Below are 16,722 nucleotides of genomic sequence, written 5' to 3' on the forward strand. Positions count from 1 at the left end.
AAAGACCTAACCATACATTATTTTACATGGCTAAGTCTATAATTTATTGAGTGAAATATTAATTACTTACAAGTGCTGTTAATTCAGCTTTAAAAACGATTATATCATGTTGATTAAATGTAGTTAACAGTACGGTTAACAGACCGTTTTCTTTCTTTATAGAATGTTTGTGTGTAACTTCAGCAACGACGCGTAAAGTATCATTCGGATATACTGGCTTGGAGAATTTAACATGATTCATCTGTGTCCCAGCTACTACCTCTTCGCCATATTTACCAGTTTCTACCCATAATTTAAAGGATAAGGACATCGTATGCATACCCGATGCGATAATTCCATTAAATCGTCCCTCAGATGCTTTGTTTTTATCAATATGCATATATTGTGGATCAAATTCATGTGCAAATTTTATAATTTCTTCTTCACTAAGTTGATAACTTTTAGTATTAAAGGTATCACCAATTGAAAAATCATCGAATTTCATATGTATACTCTCTTTCTAATATATTTCTGTAACCTAACGTACTATCTATAGTTATACACTTAAAATGAACGACCTTTCAATTTATACGATTGATAGTGCAAACTGATAGATTAAAAATAGATATCTTTAGTAATTATCAAAGTTTTATATTCATAAAGAAGAATAAGTAGTAGAATATAAAACAAGTAATTATTAGAATTTTCAAAAAAAGAGAGGTTTATATATGCATGTATTGATTGTAGGTAGTGGTATCAGTGGTTTGAGATTAGCGCATTTATTATCCGATACTGATGTGACATTTAATATAATTGAAGCACGAGATAGAATTGGTGGTCGGGTATTAACAGAAACACCTTCTAACGAAAATTATTTTGATTTAGGACCAACATGGTTTTGGCCTGAAAAGGAACCTAAAATTGTTGATTTGATAGAAGAATTACAATTATCGACGATAGAGCAATATAATAATGGGCAAAGTTTGTTAGAGTTGAGTGACAATAATCCTGTAAAGTTTATTAAAGCAACTGAGGTTAACAGTTATTGTAAACGAATTGAAGGTGGCGTGAATGCTTTGGTACAAGCAATTTACCAGCGCATACCAACAATCAATATTGACCTTAATACGCGTGCTACTGCTATAAAACGAAATGAGGATCAGACATTTACTGTAACAGCAGTAAACAATCGCACAGAAGACGAGCGAACTTATGATGCTGATGCGGTCGTATTTACTTTACCGCCAAGATTACTATTTGAGAATATTGACTTTACACCTGAGTTACCAGAAACAGTTAAGGTTGATTTATTAAATAAGCCAACATGGATGGGGGCTCAGGCGAAAGCGGTTGTTACATATAATCAACCATTTTGGAGAAAGGACGAACTATCTGGTAATGTTATAAGTTGGCAAGGTCCACTGCGTGAAATTTATGACGTAACCACACCTAATGGAGATAGTGCCTTATTTGGATTTTTTGGTTTAGCACCAGCTGATCGAAAGAGAGAAACATTAGCAAGCATTGAGGATAAAGTAGTCAATCAATTAGTGAGATTGTTCGGTGAAGAAGCGCGAGACTATAAAGCATTTTATTATAAAGATTGGTCGCAGGATGACTATACGGTAACGCCAGGTGACACATTAAATATTGAAAGCTTTCCTACTTATGGGCAGCCACCTGCATACATAGATAATGTATACTTTGCTGGTACAGAATATGATGCAAAAAATGGAGGTCATCTTGAAGGTGCACTCGCCTCAGCTGAACAGACATTTAACAATTTAACACATCAAAGTATGACAAAAGAAAGATAATTTTAAACGACCTATATGAAGTTATGGTGAGTTGAACTTTTACAATTGAAATGTCTACGCAATTATATTACTATGTGTATTTGTGTTGAAAAATTTAATAAGTAAATATCTATTAGAACTTTTTAGTTGTTAGCTAAGAAGTTCTTTTTATGTTAAATAACATAATCATGAATAGACATATGTAACTTTAAACTATAAAGAAAGTGAGGCTTGTGAAGATGGTGTATAGAATACATTTGAAGAATATCTGTTTCTGTATTTTGGGGACATTTCTTATAGCGATTGGCATTAATACATTTGTTATTGCATCTAATTTAGGAGAAGGCGGCACAGTTGGCATATCATTAAATTTAAAGTATACGCTTGGTTGGTCACCAGCTATTACTTCGTTTATTATCAACGTCATTTTAATTATAATAGGGTGGAAATTTTTAAGTAAAACAACGGCAGTATATACATTGATCACTGTAATTTCTAGTTCGTTGTTTATTGGCTTGACTGAGAATCTAACACTTAATATAGATTCAGACTTTATCAATACAGTGTTTTCAGGCGTGTTGATTGGTATTGGTTCTGGTTTTGTAATTTCTGCACGTAGTACGCTTGGTGGTACATCGGTTATTGCCAAAATAATTAATAAATATTCAGAGATTAAGACTTCTCAAGCCTTATTCATTTTAGATACTTTAATCGTTGTATCATTTTTATTAGTGTTACCTGTACAAAACGTACTTTATACAATCGTGATGCTATTTATTGTAGAAAAAAGTATGTCCTTTGTAATAGAAGGATTTAATCCGAAGAAGGCAATTACGATTATGTCAGCTTATAATGCTAAAATAAGTCGTCAAATCAATCAAGAAACAGGTCGTGGCTCTACATTATTAAATGGAGAAGGCGGTTATGGTCAAAAAGAAAGCAAAATTTTATACGTAGTTGTACCTCAAAATCAATTATCACAAATTAAAAAAATCGTTAATATATATGACGAGAATGCATTTTTGGTTATTCATGATGTAAGAGATGTCTTAGGCAATGGCTTTATGAAGGTTCAATAATAAATTTATTAAAATATTGTCTAAGAGATGTCTTCAATAGTAACTGTGACTAACCGTTTTTAAAATTCAGTGAAATCATCTGTAGTAATAAAAAGCTATGAAGAAAGTAAAGATGGTAGACTTTGTTCATAGCTATTTTTATAGATCAAATAATCTAGTCCATAAAATGCTATTTTCAAATACGATAATGAGATCATTTTATGCAAGTGCGTCTAAATTAAGCAATATTATAAATAAAACAGCCAGTAAATAAGTATAGAAGCTTATTTACTGGCTGTTTATTTGATTTTTTAATAGTGATACAAATTATAAAAGTTAGCGATTATTGATTAACTAACGTGTTAAAGTTTTCTAAACGTTTTGCTTTTTCTGCATCGCTAATATTGTGTTTTTTTACATAGCGATTTCTTTCATGAGCAGCACATTCATGTGAACAAGCACCTAAATAGCGTGCTTCGTTTTCTTCAGAAACTAGAATTTGTTTGTTACATTCTGGGTTACTACAGTTGATGTAGCGTTCACAAGGTGTACCGTCAAACCATTCTTTACCGACAACTGTCTTTTCAACATGGTTTACGTCTACACTGATTCTTTCGTCAAATACATACATTTTACCGTCCCATAATTCACCTTGAACCTCTGGGTCTTTACCATAAGTTGCGATGCCACCTTCAAGTTGCGCCACATCTTCAAAGCCTTCTTTTAATAAGAAACCTGAGAATTTTTCACAACGGATACCACCAGTACAGTAAGTAACGATTTTCTTATCCATAAATTGCTCTTTATTCTCTTTAATCCAGTCAGGTAAATCTCTAAAGCGAGTAATGTTTGGTCTCACCGCACCACGGAAATGACCTAAATCAAATTCATAATCATTTCTAGCATCAATAACGATAGTATCATCATCTAATAATGCTTGTTTAAATTCTTTTGGAGATAAATATTTTCCTGTTAATTCATTTGGATTAACATCATCTTCTAGGTCTAATGCAACAATTTCATTTCTTGGGCGCACATGCATTTTCTTGAATGCGTGACCTTCAGCTTCATCAACTTTAAAGGTAATACCTTCAAAACGAGGATCGGCTTTTAAAGTTTTCATATATTTGTCAGTTGCTGCTACAGTTCCTGACACTGTACCGTTAATCCCTTCACCAGATACTAAAATACGGCCTTTTAATTCTAAATCTTTACAAAAATCTAAGTGCTCAGTTGCAAATGTTTCGGGGTCTTCAATTGTTGTATATTTATAATATAACAATACTCTGTAATCCATTTTACATGCTCCTTCTATTTAATTTTTTTATCAATTTATATTAAGATCAGCGTGAATTGAAATTAATTTGATTTATGAAGTTTTATAACTACTTTTTCTATGGAAAAAGTATGCCAACGTTGCAAGTTTGTGTAAAAACACAAAATTCTCCTCAATATATTGTAACAAAAAAGGTGTATTATTCAATTCAAAAATTTTGAAATAGGTAAAGTATCCTTTATATCATATTTTTATTGAGTATTATTTTTTAATAAATAAATATATAAAGCGCTTTAAATATATTGTGGGGTAGTTATTTTCACTTTGGTTTCTCGTTGACATTTTTTTGGCAAAATTACATAATAGATAAAGAATATAATTATCCGAATATTCAAAACATTATAGTTTGGGATGATGTATTGTGCAGAGTACAAGAGAAATATGCAATACGTATACAAATTTAACAGAAATTGAAATTTACAAAGTTGAACAGTTAGCTAAACATTTACCAGAAATAGCGAGCTTAAATAATGCATTTGTATTTATAGATTGTCCGGCTATCGAACCTGATCATTTTATTGTGGTTGCGGAAGCATGGCCTAATAGTAACAATTTGTTATATCAAACATCAGTGTTAGCTCAGAATGTATATAAAAAATTTGAACCAGCCGTTTTTAAGACGTTAGATACTGGAGAATCAGTTTATCAGCATCGAGCGGTATCACAAGAAGGCAGAGTTGTTGAACAAAATGTAACGCCGATTGCTGTGAATGAGCGAATTATTGGTGCACTTATAATGGAGAAAGATGTTAGTAATAAAGTATTAGAAGAAGACAAGTTAAAGGCACTCACAGAAGCAACGGATACATTAAGTAAAATAGTGTCCCAATCAAGTGAAAGTCGAATAGGCTTTCCTGATATGATTGAAGAAAGCATATTTAATATTGATCAAGATTTATATATACGTTATTACAATTTAACAGCAGATGAACTTGTGAAAAAGATATTACGTGTAAATTGTGAAACAGACATGTCATTTATAGAATTATTTCCAAGTATTGAAGATATGCTTACCGATGGTCAAATTATTACTATAGAAGAAAGAGAATTTGAAGGGTGCTATTTTCGTGTGAAGTGTATTAGATTATTTGAACATAATGAAGTAACTGGGCATTTAATTTTGATGCAAGATATTACCGATTTAAAGGAAAAGGAAAAAGAACTAATTTCTAAGTCTGTGGCAATTAGAGAAGTACATCATCGAGTTAAGAATAATCTACAGACAGTAGCTAGTTTGCTAAGATTGCAAATGAGGAGAGGCTTGCCTGACGACAGTAAAATATATTTTCAAGAAAGTTTAAATCGAATATTAAGTATTGCATCAGTGTATGAAGTAATTCTTGATGAATCCCATACAGATAAAGTGAATATAGGAAAATTAATTAAAAAAATAGGCAATATGCTAGTATATAACGATAATTCAGAAGCATGTAGAATACATATCTCGTATCATATTAATCAAACGATTCTTTTACCGTCAAATACAGCTGTTTCTTTAGCATTAATTGCAAATGAATTAATATCTAATTGTATTAAACATGCATTTGATAATAAAGATGTTGGTAACATAGATGTAAAGTTAATTTATACAGATAGTGACAATGAAATGATATTGGTGGTACAAGATGATGGCGGGGATAGTTTGGACTTTGAAGAATCGTTTGGTCTCAATATTATTAATACGATAACTGAAAATGATTTGGGGGGATCATTTAAATTGACGAAAAATCGTATTGGCACAATGGGGAAAGTTAATTTTCAACACAAGGGGAGCAATGGTTATGAAGAAAATTATGGTGGTTGAAGACGAATCAATCGTGAGACTCGACATTGTAGAAATGTTGAAAACAGCAAAATACCATGTGGTTTCAGCAGTGAGCAATGGTGAAAAAGCCATTGAAGCTACAGCAGAGACACAGCCAGATTTAATCATTATGGATATTAAAATGCCAAAATTAAATGGTTTAAAAGCAAGTAAGATTATTAGCAAGAAATACGATATTCCTATATTGATATTGACGGCTTATAGTCAAAATGAATTTGTTAATGAAGCAAAACAGTCCAACATAGTTGGTTACATCGTTAAACCTATATCTGAATCACAATTACTACCAGCAGTAGAAATAGCTTTAACTCAGTCATTTCGCTTAAGTAATTTAAAGCAAGAGGTCGCACAATCATATAAACAAATTGAAAATAGAAAACGTATTGAACGTGCTAAAGGACTTATAATGAGACGATTGAATATCACAGAAGATGACGCATATCAAAAATTGAGGAAATTGAGTATGGATCATCAAGTTGAAATTGAAAAAGTTGCGGCTAAAGTAATCAAACAATTAGATTCGTAAATAATAATACTTAGAAGTGAATATATTAGAGCAAAGGTGCTTATTTGTGTGACAAATAGGCATCTTTTTGTGTTTTTATAGTATGAAAACAATGGGGTGGAGTAAATGGAACATATTGGTACAGTGATTATTTATATCATTATGATTTGTGCGGTGCTTGGTGCTATTGGAGCGATTAAGGATGCCCAAAGGGGCATTGGTAAAGAGTTTATGGAAGGTATTTACACAATTGGTCCTATATTTGCAAATTCAGCAGGTATAATGGCATCTATACCGTTTATTTCCAAATTTATTGAACATGTATTTGGACCAATGTTCGACAAAATAGGTGCGGATCCAGCAATTGCAGCGACATCAATATTGGCTACAGATATGGGTGGATATCAATTAGCAGATGTTTTAAAAGAGAGCTATGAGGGTTGGATAATGGCAATGATTGTCGGTTTTATGGCAGGGGCAACAATTGTTTTTACAATTCCTTTAGGCTTACCAATGCTTGAAAAGCGTGATCATAAGTATATGGCACTAGGAATACTGTCTGGTTTATTAGCAATACCTTTTGGGGCATTTGTTTCTACTACTATTATGCTGTTCAGTCATATGAAAGTGCGTACTTTCATTGGTACAACAGGTGCAGCGACACACGTATTCTCTATTAGCTTTACGTCAGTATTGTTAAATTTGTTACCGTTAATTATCTTTGTAGTTATAACTGCAATAGGTTTATATTTCTTCTCAGATTTGATGATTAAATTGTTTATTATTTTTGGTAAGATATTGGATACTTGTATCAAACTTGTCTTTGTTTGTTCTGTAGTAGAGATTTTTACAGGATTTTTCACACACGTTTTTGGAGTGTGGGGATTTGATCCAATCATGGCGGATAAAGAGGATAATTTTAGAGCTTTAGAAAATGCTGGTAACATTGCAATTATGTTATCTGGTGCCTTTCCAATGGTTTACTTGATTAGAAAGTACTTTTCAAATGGATTAACACGTGTGGGAGGGAAAATTGGTTTGAGTGAAGCTGGTAGTGCAGGTATAATTGCGACAATTGCTAATATATTAGCAATGTTTAAATTGGTAAAGGATATGCCACCAAAAGATAAGGTGATTAATATATCCTTTGGTGTGAGTTCAGCATTTTTATTAGGAGATCATTTATCGTATACAGCCAACTTCCAACCGACATTGATTCCAGCTGTTCTTATAGGAAAATTAAGTGCAGGTATCCTATCAATAATATTTGCCTACATTTTATGTTTACCAAAAGCGAGAAAATTAGAGAGGATTGATCGACAAGCAGGTATTATTGGATTAGATGAATATAAAAATGAATAATAAATGGCTGCACATCATTGTAATTGATAAATATTATAAAAAACGAATGTTAAAATATAAAAACCTGTCCAACAAACGTTGAACAGGTTAACTTTTGTGTTGTGCTATACTATAGTACATCTCAATTAGAAATAGTTTGCAGTTATACCGCCGTCTACATTGATGTTAGCTCCGTTTGTCCAATCAGATTCATCTGAAGCTAAATATAAGGCACAGTTAACAATATCTTCAGGTTTGCCAAAGCGTCCAGAAGGTTGTCTACCTAAACGCACATTCTTAGCATCTTCATCTGAAACGAGCCACTCCATGAGTAAAGGTGTTTCTATAGGACCAGGGCTTATCGCATTTGTGCGAATACCTTTAGGTCTGAATTGAATTGCTAATGATTTTGTCAGAGAGACTACTGCACCTTTAGACGCTGTGTAAGCATCTTGAGGCACTGAACAACCCATTTCTGCGACAAATGATGCAATGTTAATAATTGACCCAGTATTATGCTTCTCCATTTCTGGAATGACGTATTTAGTCATAAAGAAAATGCCTTTTACATTAATATTCATTACTAAATCCCAAACATCTTCACTTGTGTTAACTACTGAATTGTCTGCCTCTGGCATCACACCTGCATTATTGTACAATACATCTATTTTGCCATATGTTTCGACGGTATCTTGAACGGCTTGTTTTACATCATTTTCATTGGCAATATCTACTTTAAAGAACGAAGCCTGGCCACCGTCTTGAATAATTTCATCAACGGTTTCTTTGCCTGCTGTGCTATCTCTTTCAAAGACTGCGACCTTTGCACCTTCTTTAGCAAATCGTTTTGCAGCTTCTTTACCCATGCCACCACCGGCACCTGTGATGATACAAACTTTATTTTCTAGTCTCATTGTTATTCCTCCATTCATGTTTTAGCTTTGTTCGAAATATCTTGAACGTTCCCAAGTTGTGACATAAGAGTCAAAGTCATTTTGTTCAGATTGAGCAGCGTGTAAATAGTGTTTAGCTACATCTTCGCCCAATACTTCTTTAACTACATCGCTTTCTTTCCAAGTTAAGATTGCTTCATGTAATGATGACGGTATACGTTCGATAGCGTCTTGATTATAAGCATTACCTTTTAGTTCATCAGGTAAAGGGATTTTATGTTCAATACCATATAGTCCAGCACCAATCAACGCAGAATATGCTAAATATGGATTCATATCTGCTCCGGAAATTCGAGATTCGAAACGTAATGAGTTACCACAACCGACCATACGATATCCTGCAGAACGGTTATCTCTACTCCATGCAATACTTACCGGTGCCCATGAGTTTGGAGCAAATCGTTTATATGAATTTATATATGGAGCAAACATAAGTGCGAAATCACGTGTATATTTGATAATTCCGGCTAAGAAATGCTTTAATGTATCAGAAATAGGATTTTCAGCATTGTCACCTGCATAAAAGGCGTTATTGTGTGTTCCTTTTTCCATCATACTAAGATGAATATGACCACTAGAACCGGTCCACTCAGCATAAGGTTTAGCCATAAATGTGACCGATTTATCATTTTGGATACATATTTCTTTCATTCCGTGTTTAAACATGAGATGTTGATCTGCAGCCTTGAGGGCATCTGCGTACTTTAAGTTAATTTCGTGTTGTCCTTTGTATGCTTCACCCTTAGATGATTCAATCGTAATCCCCATTAAATGCATTTGTTTACGTATTTCTTGGTAAATAGGCTCGTTTTTAGTGCCTTGTAATAAGTTATAATCTTCATTTAAGTGACCAGCAGGTTCTAATTTACTATAGCCTTTTTTATTTATATCTGAAAATGAATCATTAAACAGGTAAAATTCTAATTCACTTGCCATATGTGGTGACAATCCATAGCTTTCGGCTTTTTTAATCTGTTCTTTTAGTATGTTCCTTGGAGCAATCTTAATTTGTTCTTCTCCATCAACAGTATACACATCACAGAACACAAGAGCTGTTTTTTCTAACCAAGGTACTACTTTTAAAGTATCCCAATCTGGTTTGGCTAGATAATCGCCGTATCCTTTATCCCAATTCATGTATTCATAACCATCATCGGTATCCATTTCAAAGTTAGTACCTAAGAGATAGTTACAAAAATGAGTTCCTTCTGAAATGTCATTTTCTAAGATGAAATCACCAGTAATACGCTTGCCCATTAAACGTCCTTGCATATCGCAAAAACCAAGCACAACTGTATCTATTGATTCGTTTTTTACAAGTTCTAATAATTTTTCTTTCGAAATACTGCCAGTTACATTATTATCATCATGTGTATCGTGAATTTCATTAATCATAATATCTACCCCTTTAGCATTTATTCTTGTAACGATAGTGAGATATATTTTAACTCTAAGAAACCATCTAATCCGTGGTGACCACCTTCGCGACCCATACCACTTTCTTTGATACCTCCAAATGGTGCTTGAGGTACACTAAGTTGTGTACCATTTACACCAATCATTCCAAATTCTAATTGCTCAGATATTTTGTAAATTGTATTAATATTATTTGAGAAGAAGTATGCTGCAAGACCAAACTGTGAGGCATTCGCAATTTCTATTGCTTCATCAATACTCTTAAATGTAATGATAGGTGCAACTGGCCCGAAAATTTCATCTTGAGCAATAGCCATCGAAGGATTGACGTTTGTTATAACTGTTGGTTGATAGAATAATCCATTACTTGAAATTGGAAGTTTGTGGCCACCTACTTTGATATTGGCACCATTTTGAGTAGCATCTGCAACGAGATGTTCAACTTTATCAACAGCAGCTTTATTTATCAAAGGCCCCACCTGTACGCCGTCGTCTGTACCAATACCAACTTTTAATTGTTGAACTCGAGTTGCTATTTTTTCTGTGATTTCATCTTGTATATCTTCATGAACAAGCACTGTATTTATGCCGTTACACATTTGACCTGTGTTTTCGAATTTATTTTCTACGATGGCGTCAGCTGCAATGTCTAAATTGGCATCTGGTAAGACAATAGTTGGCGCATTGCCACCTAATTCAAGTGAAATTCGTTTAACTTGATCAGCAGCTTGCTTCATTAACTGCTTACCTATTGTAGTTGAACCGGTAAATGAAATCTTTCGAATTTTAGGGTTACTAAATAGTGCATTAGAAATCATTGAAGAGCTACCTGTTACAATATTTGCTACACCATTATCGATATCAGTACGCATTAACTCATCAAAAATGGCAATCGCAATTCGTGGCGTTTCACTTGAAGGCTTAACAATAACTGTACAGCCAGCAGCTAAAGCAGGCGCTACTTTACGTGCAATCATCGCACCTGGGAAATTCCAAGGTGTAATGAGTCCACATACACCCACAGGTTGTTTAATTACTGAAATACGTTGTTGTGGTGAAGAAGGTGGAATGATTTCTCCGTAGATTCTTTTTCCTTCTTCAGCATTCCATCGAATAAATTTAGCACAAACACCAATCTCCCCATAAGCTTCTGCATATGGTTTACCTTGTTCTTCACTCATAATATGTGCTAGTTCATCTTGTTTAGAAATTAAATTCTGAGCCCATTGCTCTAAGATGTCAGCCCGATATTCGGCAGTATAGTTTGACCATGATTTAAATGCAGTGTGTGCTGCGACAATTGCATCATTGACTTCATGTTCAGAAATTTTCGGGACTTCTCCTATTACATCACCTGTAGCAGGATTGATGACTTTAATACCATCACTAGTTGTAATTTTATTTCCATTAATCCAGTTGTGATTGTAGTTATAACTCATTTAAACTTCCCCCTTTGAATATAAAAAAAGAGCTCACACAATACGACACGAAATGTCTATTGTATAAGCTCCATTGCTTTATATATATATATTTACTTTTAAAGAACAATAATTAATTTATGGGTGAAATATCTCCCAAGTTGATTAAATGTTACTAAATTTTCAAAACCTTGTCAATTTTCAGACAATCAATTATACTGTGAGAAAATTTTAACCTTGGAGGAGGTTCGTTTTATGTCAAAGACGATAGACTTATTAACGGATTTAATTTCTTATAATAGTTCGGATAAAGAAACTGCGAATGAAACAATTCAATACTGTTATGATTGGTTGGAAAAAGAACAATTACAGCCAGAAATTTTAACTAATGATGGATATAAAATGTTGTTATGCGAAGTCGGGGAAGGAAAACACAAACTTGTGCTAAATGGTCATGTTGATGTCGTTAGTGGAAGGCCTGAACAATTCACTCCCAAAATTAAAAATGGCAAGATTTATGGACGTGGTTCTGCAGATATGAAATCTGGAGTAAGTGCTATGATGGTAGCAATGAGCGAGTTACAACACATTGATTTAGGAGATACAACTGTTCAATTACAATTAGTTTCTGATGAAGAAATAGGCGGTAAACATTGTGCAGCATATTTAACAGAAGAGGGATTTTTAGGAGATTTTGTTATTTGTGGTGAAGCGACTCAATTAGGTATAGGATTTCAAGCAAAAGGAATTCTTCAGTTTGATATTACATTAAAGGGTGAATCTGCTCATAGTAGTAGACCATGGGAAGGAGAAAATGCTATTGCTAAGGCGCTTAAACTACATGATGATATTCTAACATTACCATTTGCTCAAGAAGCTACAGACATTTATAAAGAGCCTTCAATTAATTTGGCTAAAATAAATGGAGGGGATGTATATAATAAAGTTCCAGATAAATGTAAAGTATCATATGATATTCGATATTTGCCTTCACAAGATTATGAGGAAATACTCTCACAAATTAAAGGTATAACTAATGGAGATATTCAATTACATCTAGTAGGTCCAGCAGTACAGAATGATGTTAATCATAAGTATATAAAGCGTTTGGAAAATACTATAAAAGAATCAATGGATAGTGACAATGTAGCTGTTTTTGGACAGCATGGTTTTGCAGATACAAGGTATTTCTCAAGATTTGATGTACCTGCAATTGAATTCGGTCCGACAGGGGCTGAATGGCATGGTGATGGTGAATATGTAGAGATAGCTTCAGTAAAATCTTACAAAGATATTTTAGTAAACTTTGCTGAACATTTTGATAAGTAATACTAATATAGATTTGAATAACAATACTAATTCGAGTAAGTTGGACTTGAATTTATATTGTTATTTGAAGATGTAGTTAGAAATTATTTTAAGTTATAGAGGTTAAAGTAGTAATTGTGTATGGGAGGCATAAGTTATGGAAACTATTTATTTAGCAGGTGGTTGTTTATGGGGAGTACAAGCTTTTCTTAAGACATTGCCGGGTGTTGTGGAGACTGAAGCGGGAAGAGTGAACGGTTCGACCAATACCGTAGATGGAGCATATGATGGTTATGCGGAGTGTGTAAAGACAGTCTTCCAGCCGGAGGTTAGTGATGTTGAGCAGTTAATGTCATATTTTTTTGAGATTATAGATCCATACAGTATCAATCAACAAGGAGATGATGTTGGACCTAAGTACCGAACCGGAGTATATAGTGAAAATAAACAACATCTTGAAGCTGCGCAAGCATTTATAAATAATAGGACAGACCATGCAGAAATTGCAGTGGAAGTCTTACCTTTGTCTAATTATGTAAGAAGTGCAGAAATTCACCAAGATCGATTAGATAAATTTCAGGATGACTATTGTCATATCCCACGAAAATTAATGGATAAATATAAATAGGACAGGATATTACAATGGATTTGTTATCAATATAAAATTATATTAAGAAAATATATTTGATGTCTTGACATATAAAAAAGATGAGCGTAATATTTTAGAATGTACATGGGGTGTACTAATTTAAAAGTTGCCCTTTTCGTAAAAAATAATAAAAGACTTTGTATATCCAATATAGACTACCCTCGATATTGGGTATCATTTTGCCCTTATGGTACATGGGGTGTACATTTTTAGAAAAGGAAGGTTCAAAATATGTTCAATGAGTTCAAATTTATATTTAGAAATAAGATGTTGATCGTCTCTCTTGTTTCAATTGCATTGGTATCATTATTATATGTTGCCTTTTTTGTTGGTTCAATTTGGGACCCATACGATAAGACTGACCAGTTGAAAATATCTGTAGTCAATCATGATGAATCAGCAAAGATGAATGGTAAAAAGATTACAGTGGGCGATGATTTAGTCGACAAACTTAAAGATAATGATAAGTTTAAGTTCCAAGAAGTTTCTGAAGAAAAAGCACAGAATGAATTAAATAAAGGTAAAAGTGCTGGGACAATCATTATTCCTAAAAATGCTTCTCATAATACAACAACATTATTAGATAAGCATCCTAAGAAAATTAAATTAGAGACACAAGTTAACCCTGGTTCAAGTTATACTGAGAGTCAAACTGCACAAAAAGCACTTGATAAAGTTACAACAACATTGAAAGATGATATTCGTTCAAAATATCTAAATCAATTATTTGCAGGTACTAAAAAATCACAGTCTGGTTATCAAGATACTTCTGATGCATTAGGCAAAATGTCAAATGCAGAATCACAATTAATTAGTGGTAATCAACAAGTAACAGATGGCTTAAAACAATTAGAACCAGCTGTAGGTCAACCAGCACAACAGTTAGAATCTGGTAACCAACAAGTAACAGATGGTTTAAATCAATTAAAATCAAACAATGATCAATTAAAACAACAAATTGACAATTCAATTTCACAACAAGAAGATAAATCATTCGAAAGTAAAAATGAAAAAGCTTTAAATAAAGTGACAAAAATTGATGAAAACAACCCTACAGAAGCGGATAAATACGGTGAAACAATCGTGCCATATATGGCGAGCGTAAGTTTATTCGTTGTGGCAGTTTCGTTTAGTGCAATTTATCCATTACGCAAAACTTTAAGTCGTGATATATCATCATTTAAACAAGCAATAGGTAAATTGTTATTGTATATCGTACAAGGTTCATTAGCAGCGCTATTTATGAGCTGTTGGGTTATCTTCGTTTTCGATATGTCTATAGATAATATCGGCCAATTCTTGATAACAGGAATTTTATGGGCGATTGCAGCAATAACAATTACGACATTCCTAGGCTTGTTCTTAGACAGAATTGGTCTGTTCTTATCAATGATACTGTTGATATTACAATTGAGTGCGAGTGAAGGTATGTTCCCAATTGAAATGTCAGCTAAATTCTTTAGATGGATTCATCCATTCTCACCTATGACTTATGCTATCCAAGGATATAGAGAAGCAATCTTTACAAATGCTGGTCACTTCAACTTTAGCTTTGTAATTGGTGTATTAGTTGGTATTATCGTAGTAATGATGATATTGCAATATTTAATTCTATTATGGTTTAATAAACGAGATAGACTACCATTTTCAATGCAATTTAAATAAGCATTGGATTTAAGGGGAGAAATAAATGGAACATGTTGATAGCAAGATTGAAGAAGCTATAACAAAATTTCAAATAGTGATGTTGAGACTGAATAAAGAGATTATTGAGGTAGTGAAGGAAACGGGTGTAAGTAACTTGCTTTCTAGGGAACAAATTGAAGCGATGAGAATTATTCAAACAGAAGGTAAAGTTACAATTAACGAACTTGCGACGTTGCAGAATATATTTAAGACGGCGGCTTCAAAACGTATTGGGAAATTAGAAGAAATGGGCTATGTTCAACGTGCATATTCTGACAATAAGCGAATCAAATTAATTCAATTAAGTGATGAAGGTGCGGAATTTTTACAAGAGGCAACTACACAGATGACTAAAGCTGTAAAGGAACGTATCGGTGACAAATTCACATTAGAAGAGGTAGAACACTTTGTCGATCAATTATATATGATCGAGAATGCATTCAGTGAGCGTAAGCGTAAAGCATAGTAAATCAAACATTTTTAAGACAAGCTATGGAGCAATTTATGATGATAGATTGCTCCATAGCTATTTTTATAATCATAATTATAGATGTTGAGTATGATGAGCGTGACGTTATAAGGAGTAAAATGCGTGTCGAGACCAAGAAGCTATCCATCACCTAGATGAGCGAGTAAAGCAATACGCAACTTAAATATACAAAAAATAGATGCAATGATGTCTTTAATTACTTAATAAATAGTAAGTAATTACGTATTATCGGAGATGTGAAATAGACTTCTAGTTTAGAGATTAGTATACTTGAATTAAAGCGTTTTGAATTTTAAATAGCTTATAATTTTGCATTATGTCTTTTTTTGAAATAATTAAATATGGATGTAGGAGGTACTTTATAATGAAACGAACTGCAGAAAAAATACTCGCTTGGATTGGAGTTGCTTTACAAATTATTGGCGTTATATTTATCGGATTTATGTTCCCTTTAATCGGTACTGATGACTTTAAACAATCTGCAATTAACGCAATGCAACAAGAAGATCCAACGATTACAACGACAAATGCCAATGATGGTATGAATATGTTAGTAGGCATGTTAGGAATCGGTTTAATTTATGCCATTGTAGTGTTAATCATTGCTTTGATTGGTGCAATCTTAATTGGTAAGAAACCTAAAGCAGCAGCAATTTTATTAATTATTGCGGGGGTTCTATCGCTATTAGGAAATTGGATAAACGCAATTTTATGGATTGTTGCCGCAATTATGCTATTAGTTAAAAAGCCTAAACAACCGAATCACTATAATCACACAGCAACAACAGAAGATAATAGTGATTTGTCATCTTTTGAGTCTCTTAATAAAAAAGATTCAGATAATGACTACAAATATTAAAGTGTTTATTTAGCAGAATAGTATTATCAAACGTTAAACAGAATCAGTCGCGTTTAACGACTCATATCAAGTGACTTAAAGTTATTAAATGGGCTATGATTAA

Annotated in this window: 15 protein-coding genes; 10 read left to right on the forward strand and 5 right to left on the reverse strand. The window is 33.2% G+C overall.

What is annotated here, in order from left to right:
- Positions 1-58 precede the first annotated feature (58 nt).
- Positions 59-484: a MaoC family dehydratase gene (locus tag JN168_RS00660; protein WP_229366669.1), complete on the reverse strand. Its 426-nt coding sequence runs from the start codon at positions 482-484 to the stop codon at positions 59-61.
- Positions 485-707: 223 nt separating this feature from the next.
- Here JN168_RS00660 and JN168_RS00665 point away from each other — a divergent pair, with 223 nt between their 5' ends.
- Together JN168_RS00665 and JN168_RS00670 are read left to right on the forward strand one after the other, a co-directional pair.
- Positions 708-1,796, forward strand: a complete 1,089-nt coding sequence (locus tag JN168_RS00665) for a flavin monoamine oxidase family protein (RefSeq protein WP_229366668.1) — start codon at positions 708-710, stop codon at positions 1,794-1,796.
- Positions 1,797-2,014: 218 nt separating this feature from the next.
- The gene (locus tag JN168_RS00670) at positions 2,015-2,854 is read left to right on the forward strand and encodes a YitT family protein (RefSeq protein ID WP_042739560.1); all 840 of its coding nucleotides are present in this window, start codon (positions 2,015-2,017) and stop codon (positions 2,852-2,854) included.
- 322 nt (positions 2,855-3,176) lie between these two features.
- On the opposite strand, the gene trhO is transcribed toward JN168_RS00670, so the two are convergent.
- A complete protein-coding gene (gene trhO / locus JN168_RS00675) occupies positions 3,177-4,130 on the reverse strand; it encodes an oxygen-dependent tRNA uridine(34) hydroxylase TrhO (RefSeq protein WP_229366667.1) in 954 nt (317 codons plus the stop codon).
- Positions 4,131-4,530: 400 nt separating this feature from the next.
- On the opposite strand from trhO, the gene JN168_RS00680 reads away from it, so the two are divergent.
- The 3 genes from JN168_RS00680 to eutH all read left to right on the forward strand — a co-directional run bounded on the left by JN168_RS00680 (position 4,531) and on the right by eutH (position 7,861).
- Entirely contained in the window at positions 4,531-5,973 is a 1,443-nt protein-coding gene (locus JN168_RS00680) for a sensor histidine kinase (protein ID WP_229366666.1), read from the forward strand.
- Entirely contained in the window at positions 5,951-6,520 is a 570-nt protein-coding gene (locus JN168_RS00685) for an ANTAR domain-containing response regulator (RefSeq protein ID WP_232139026.1), read from the forward strand. Before JN168_RS00680 ends, JN168_RS00685 begins: the two co-directional genes overlap by 23 nt.
- A gap of 105 nt (positions 6,521-6,625) precedes the next feature.
- Entirely contained in the window at positions 6,626-7,861 is a 1,236-nt protein-coding gene (eutH, locus tag JN168_RS00690; RefSeq protein WP_229366664.1) for an ethanolamine utilization protein EutH, read from the forward strand.
- 125 nt (positions 7,862-7,986) lie between these two features.
- On the opposite strand, the gene JN168_RS00695 is transcribed toward eutH, so the two are convergent.
- Genes JN168_RS00695 through JN168_RS00705 form a run of 3 tightly spaced genes read right to left on the reverse strand, consistent with a single transcriptional unit; the run spans position 7,987 to position 11,648 of the window.
- Positions 7,987-8,754 (reverse strand): SDR family NAD(P)-dependent oxidoreductase, encoded by a 768-nt coding sequence (locus JN168_RS00695; protein ID WP_107511926.1) that lies wholly within the window; start codon positions 8,752-8,754, stop codon positions 7,987-7,989.
- A 21-nt stretch (positions 8,755-8,775) separates the two neighbouring features.
- Complete coding sequence (locus JN168_RS00700; RefSeq protein ID WP_107511927.1) at positions 8,776-10,188, reverse strand: glutamine synthetase family protein; 1,413 nt, start codon at positions 10,186-10,188, stop codon at positions 8,776-8,778.
- Positions 10,189-10,208: 20 nt separating this feature from the next.
- Positions 10,209-11,648, reverse strand: a complete 1,440-nt coding sequence (locus JN168_RS00705; protein ID WP_279526065.1) for an NAD-dependent succinate-semialdehyde dehydrogenase — start codon at positions 11,646-11,648, stop codon at positions 10,209-10,211.
- Positions 11,649-11,882: 234 nt separating this feature from the next.
- Here JN168_RS00705 and JN168_RS00710 point away from each other — a divergent pair, with 234 nt between their 5' ends.
- From JN168_RS00710 to JN168_RS00730, 5 genes are all read left to right on the forward strand, one after another.
- Positions 11,883-12,956, forward strand: coding sequence for a M20 family metallopeptidase (locus JN168_RS00710; RefSeq protein ID WP_042739568.1), 1,074 nt, complete (start codon positions 11,883-11,885; stop codon positions 12,954-12,956).
- Between the two features lie 136 nt (positions 12,957-13,092).
- Positions 13,093-13,563 (forward strand): peptide-methionine (S)-S-oxide reductase, encoded by a 471-nt coding sequence (locus JN168_RS00715; RefSeq protein ID WP_042739569.1) that lies wholly within the window; start codon positions 13,093-13,095, stop codon positions 13,561-13,563.
- Positions 13,564-13,815: 252 nt separating this feature from the next.
- A complete protein-coding gene (locus JN168_RS00720) occupies positions 13,816-15,249 on the forward strand; it encodes a YhgE/Pip family protein (protein ID WP_042739570.1) in 1,434 nt (477 codons plus the stop codon).
- A gap of 25 nt (positions 15,250-15,274) precedes the next feature.
- Positions 15,275-15,736, forward strand: a complete 462-nt coding sequence (locus tag JN168_RS00725; RefSeq protein WP_042739571.1) for a MarR family winged helix-turn-helix transcriptional regulator — start codon at positions 15,275-15,277, stop codon at positions 15,734-15,736.
- Between the two features lie 388 nt (positions 15,737-16,124).
- Positions 16,125-16,619, forward strand: coding sequence for a DUF4064 domain-containing protein (locus tag JN168_RS00730; RefSeq protein ID WP_052495435.1), 495 nt, complete (start codon positions 16,125-16,127; stop codon positions 16,617-16,619).
- Positions 16,620-16,722 lie beyond the last annotated feature (103 nt).

Origin of the sequence: Staphylococcus gallinarum (assembly GCF_029774255.1) — a bacterium.
Classification (GTDB): domain Bacteria; phylum Bacillota; class Bacilli; order Staphylococcales; family Staphylococcaceae; genus Staphylococcus; species Staphylococcus gallinarum.

Excerpts from the sequence above, each read along its gene's own strand:
- JN168_RS00720 (WP_042739570.1), top strand. The coding sequence starts at position 13,816 with ATGTTCAATGAGTTCAAATTTATATTTAGAAATAAGATGTTGATCGTC.
- JN168_RS00695 (WP_107511926.1), bottom strand. The coding sequence starts at position 8,754 with ATGAGACTAGAAAATAAAGTTTGTATCATCACAGGTGCCGGTGGTGGC.
- eutH (WP_229366664.1), top strand. The coding sequence starts at position 6,626 with ATGGAACATATTGGTACAGTGATTATTTATATCATTATGATTTGTGCG.
- JN168_RS00700 (WP_107511927.1), bottom strand. The coding sequence starts at position 10,188 with ATGATTAATGAAATTCACGATACACATGATGATAATAATGTAACTGGC.
- JN168_RS00725 (WP_042739571.1), top strand. The coding sequence starts at position 15,275 with ATGGAACATGTTGATAGCAAGATTGAAGAAGCTATAACAAAATTTCAA.
- trhO (WP_229366667.1), bottom strand. The coding sequence starts at position 4,130 with ATGGATTACAGAGTATTGTTATATTATAAATATACAACAATTGAAGAC.
- JN168_RS00665 (WP_229366668.1), top strand. The coding sequence starts at position 708 with ATGCATGTATTGATTGTAGGTAGTGGTATCAGTGGTTTGAGATTAGCG.
- JN168_RS00705 (WP_279526065.1), bottom strand. The coding sequence starts at position 11,648 with ATGAGTTATAACTACAATCACAACTGGATTAATGGAAATAAAATTACA.
- JN168_RS00685 (WP_232139026.1), top strand. The coding sequence starts at position 5,951 with ATGAAGAAAATTATGGTGGTTGAAGACGAATCAATCGTGAGACTCGAC.
- JN168_RS00660 (WP_229366669.1), bottom strand. The coding sequence starts at position 484 with ATGAAATTCGATGATTTTTCAATTGGTGATACCTTTAATACTAAAAGT.
- JN168_RS00710 (WP_042739568.1), top strand. The coding sequence starts at position 11,883 with ATGTCAAAGACGATAGACTTATTAACGGATTTAATTTCTTATAATAGT.
- JN168_RS00715 (WP_042739569.1), top strand. The coding sequence starts at position 13,093 with ATGGAAACTATTTATTTAGCAGGTGGTTGTTTATGGGGAGTACAAGCT.
- JN168_RS00670 (WP_042739560.1), top strand. The coding sequence starts at position 2,015 with ATGGTGTATAGAATACATTTGAAGAATATCTGTTTCTGTATTTTGGGG.
- JN168_RS00730 (WP_052495435.1), top strand. The coding sequence starts at position 16,125 with ATGAAACGAACTGCAGAAAAAATACTCGCTTGGATTGGAGTTGCTTTA.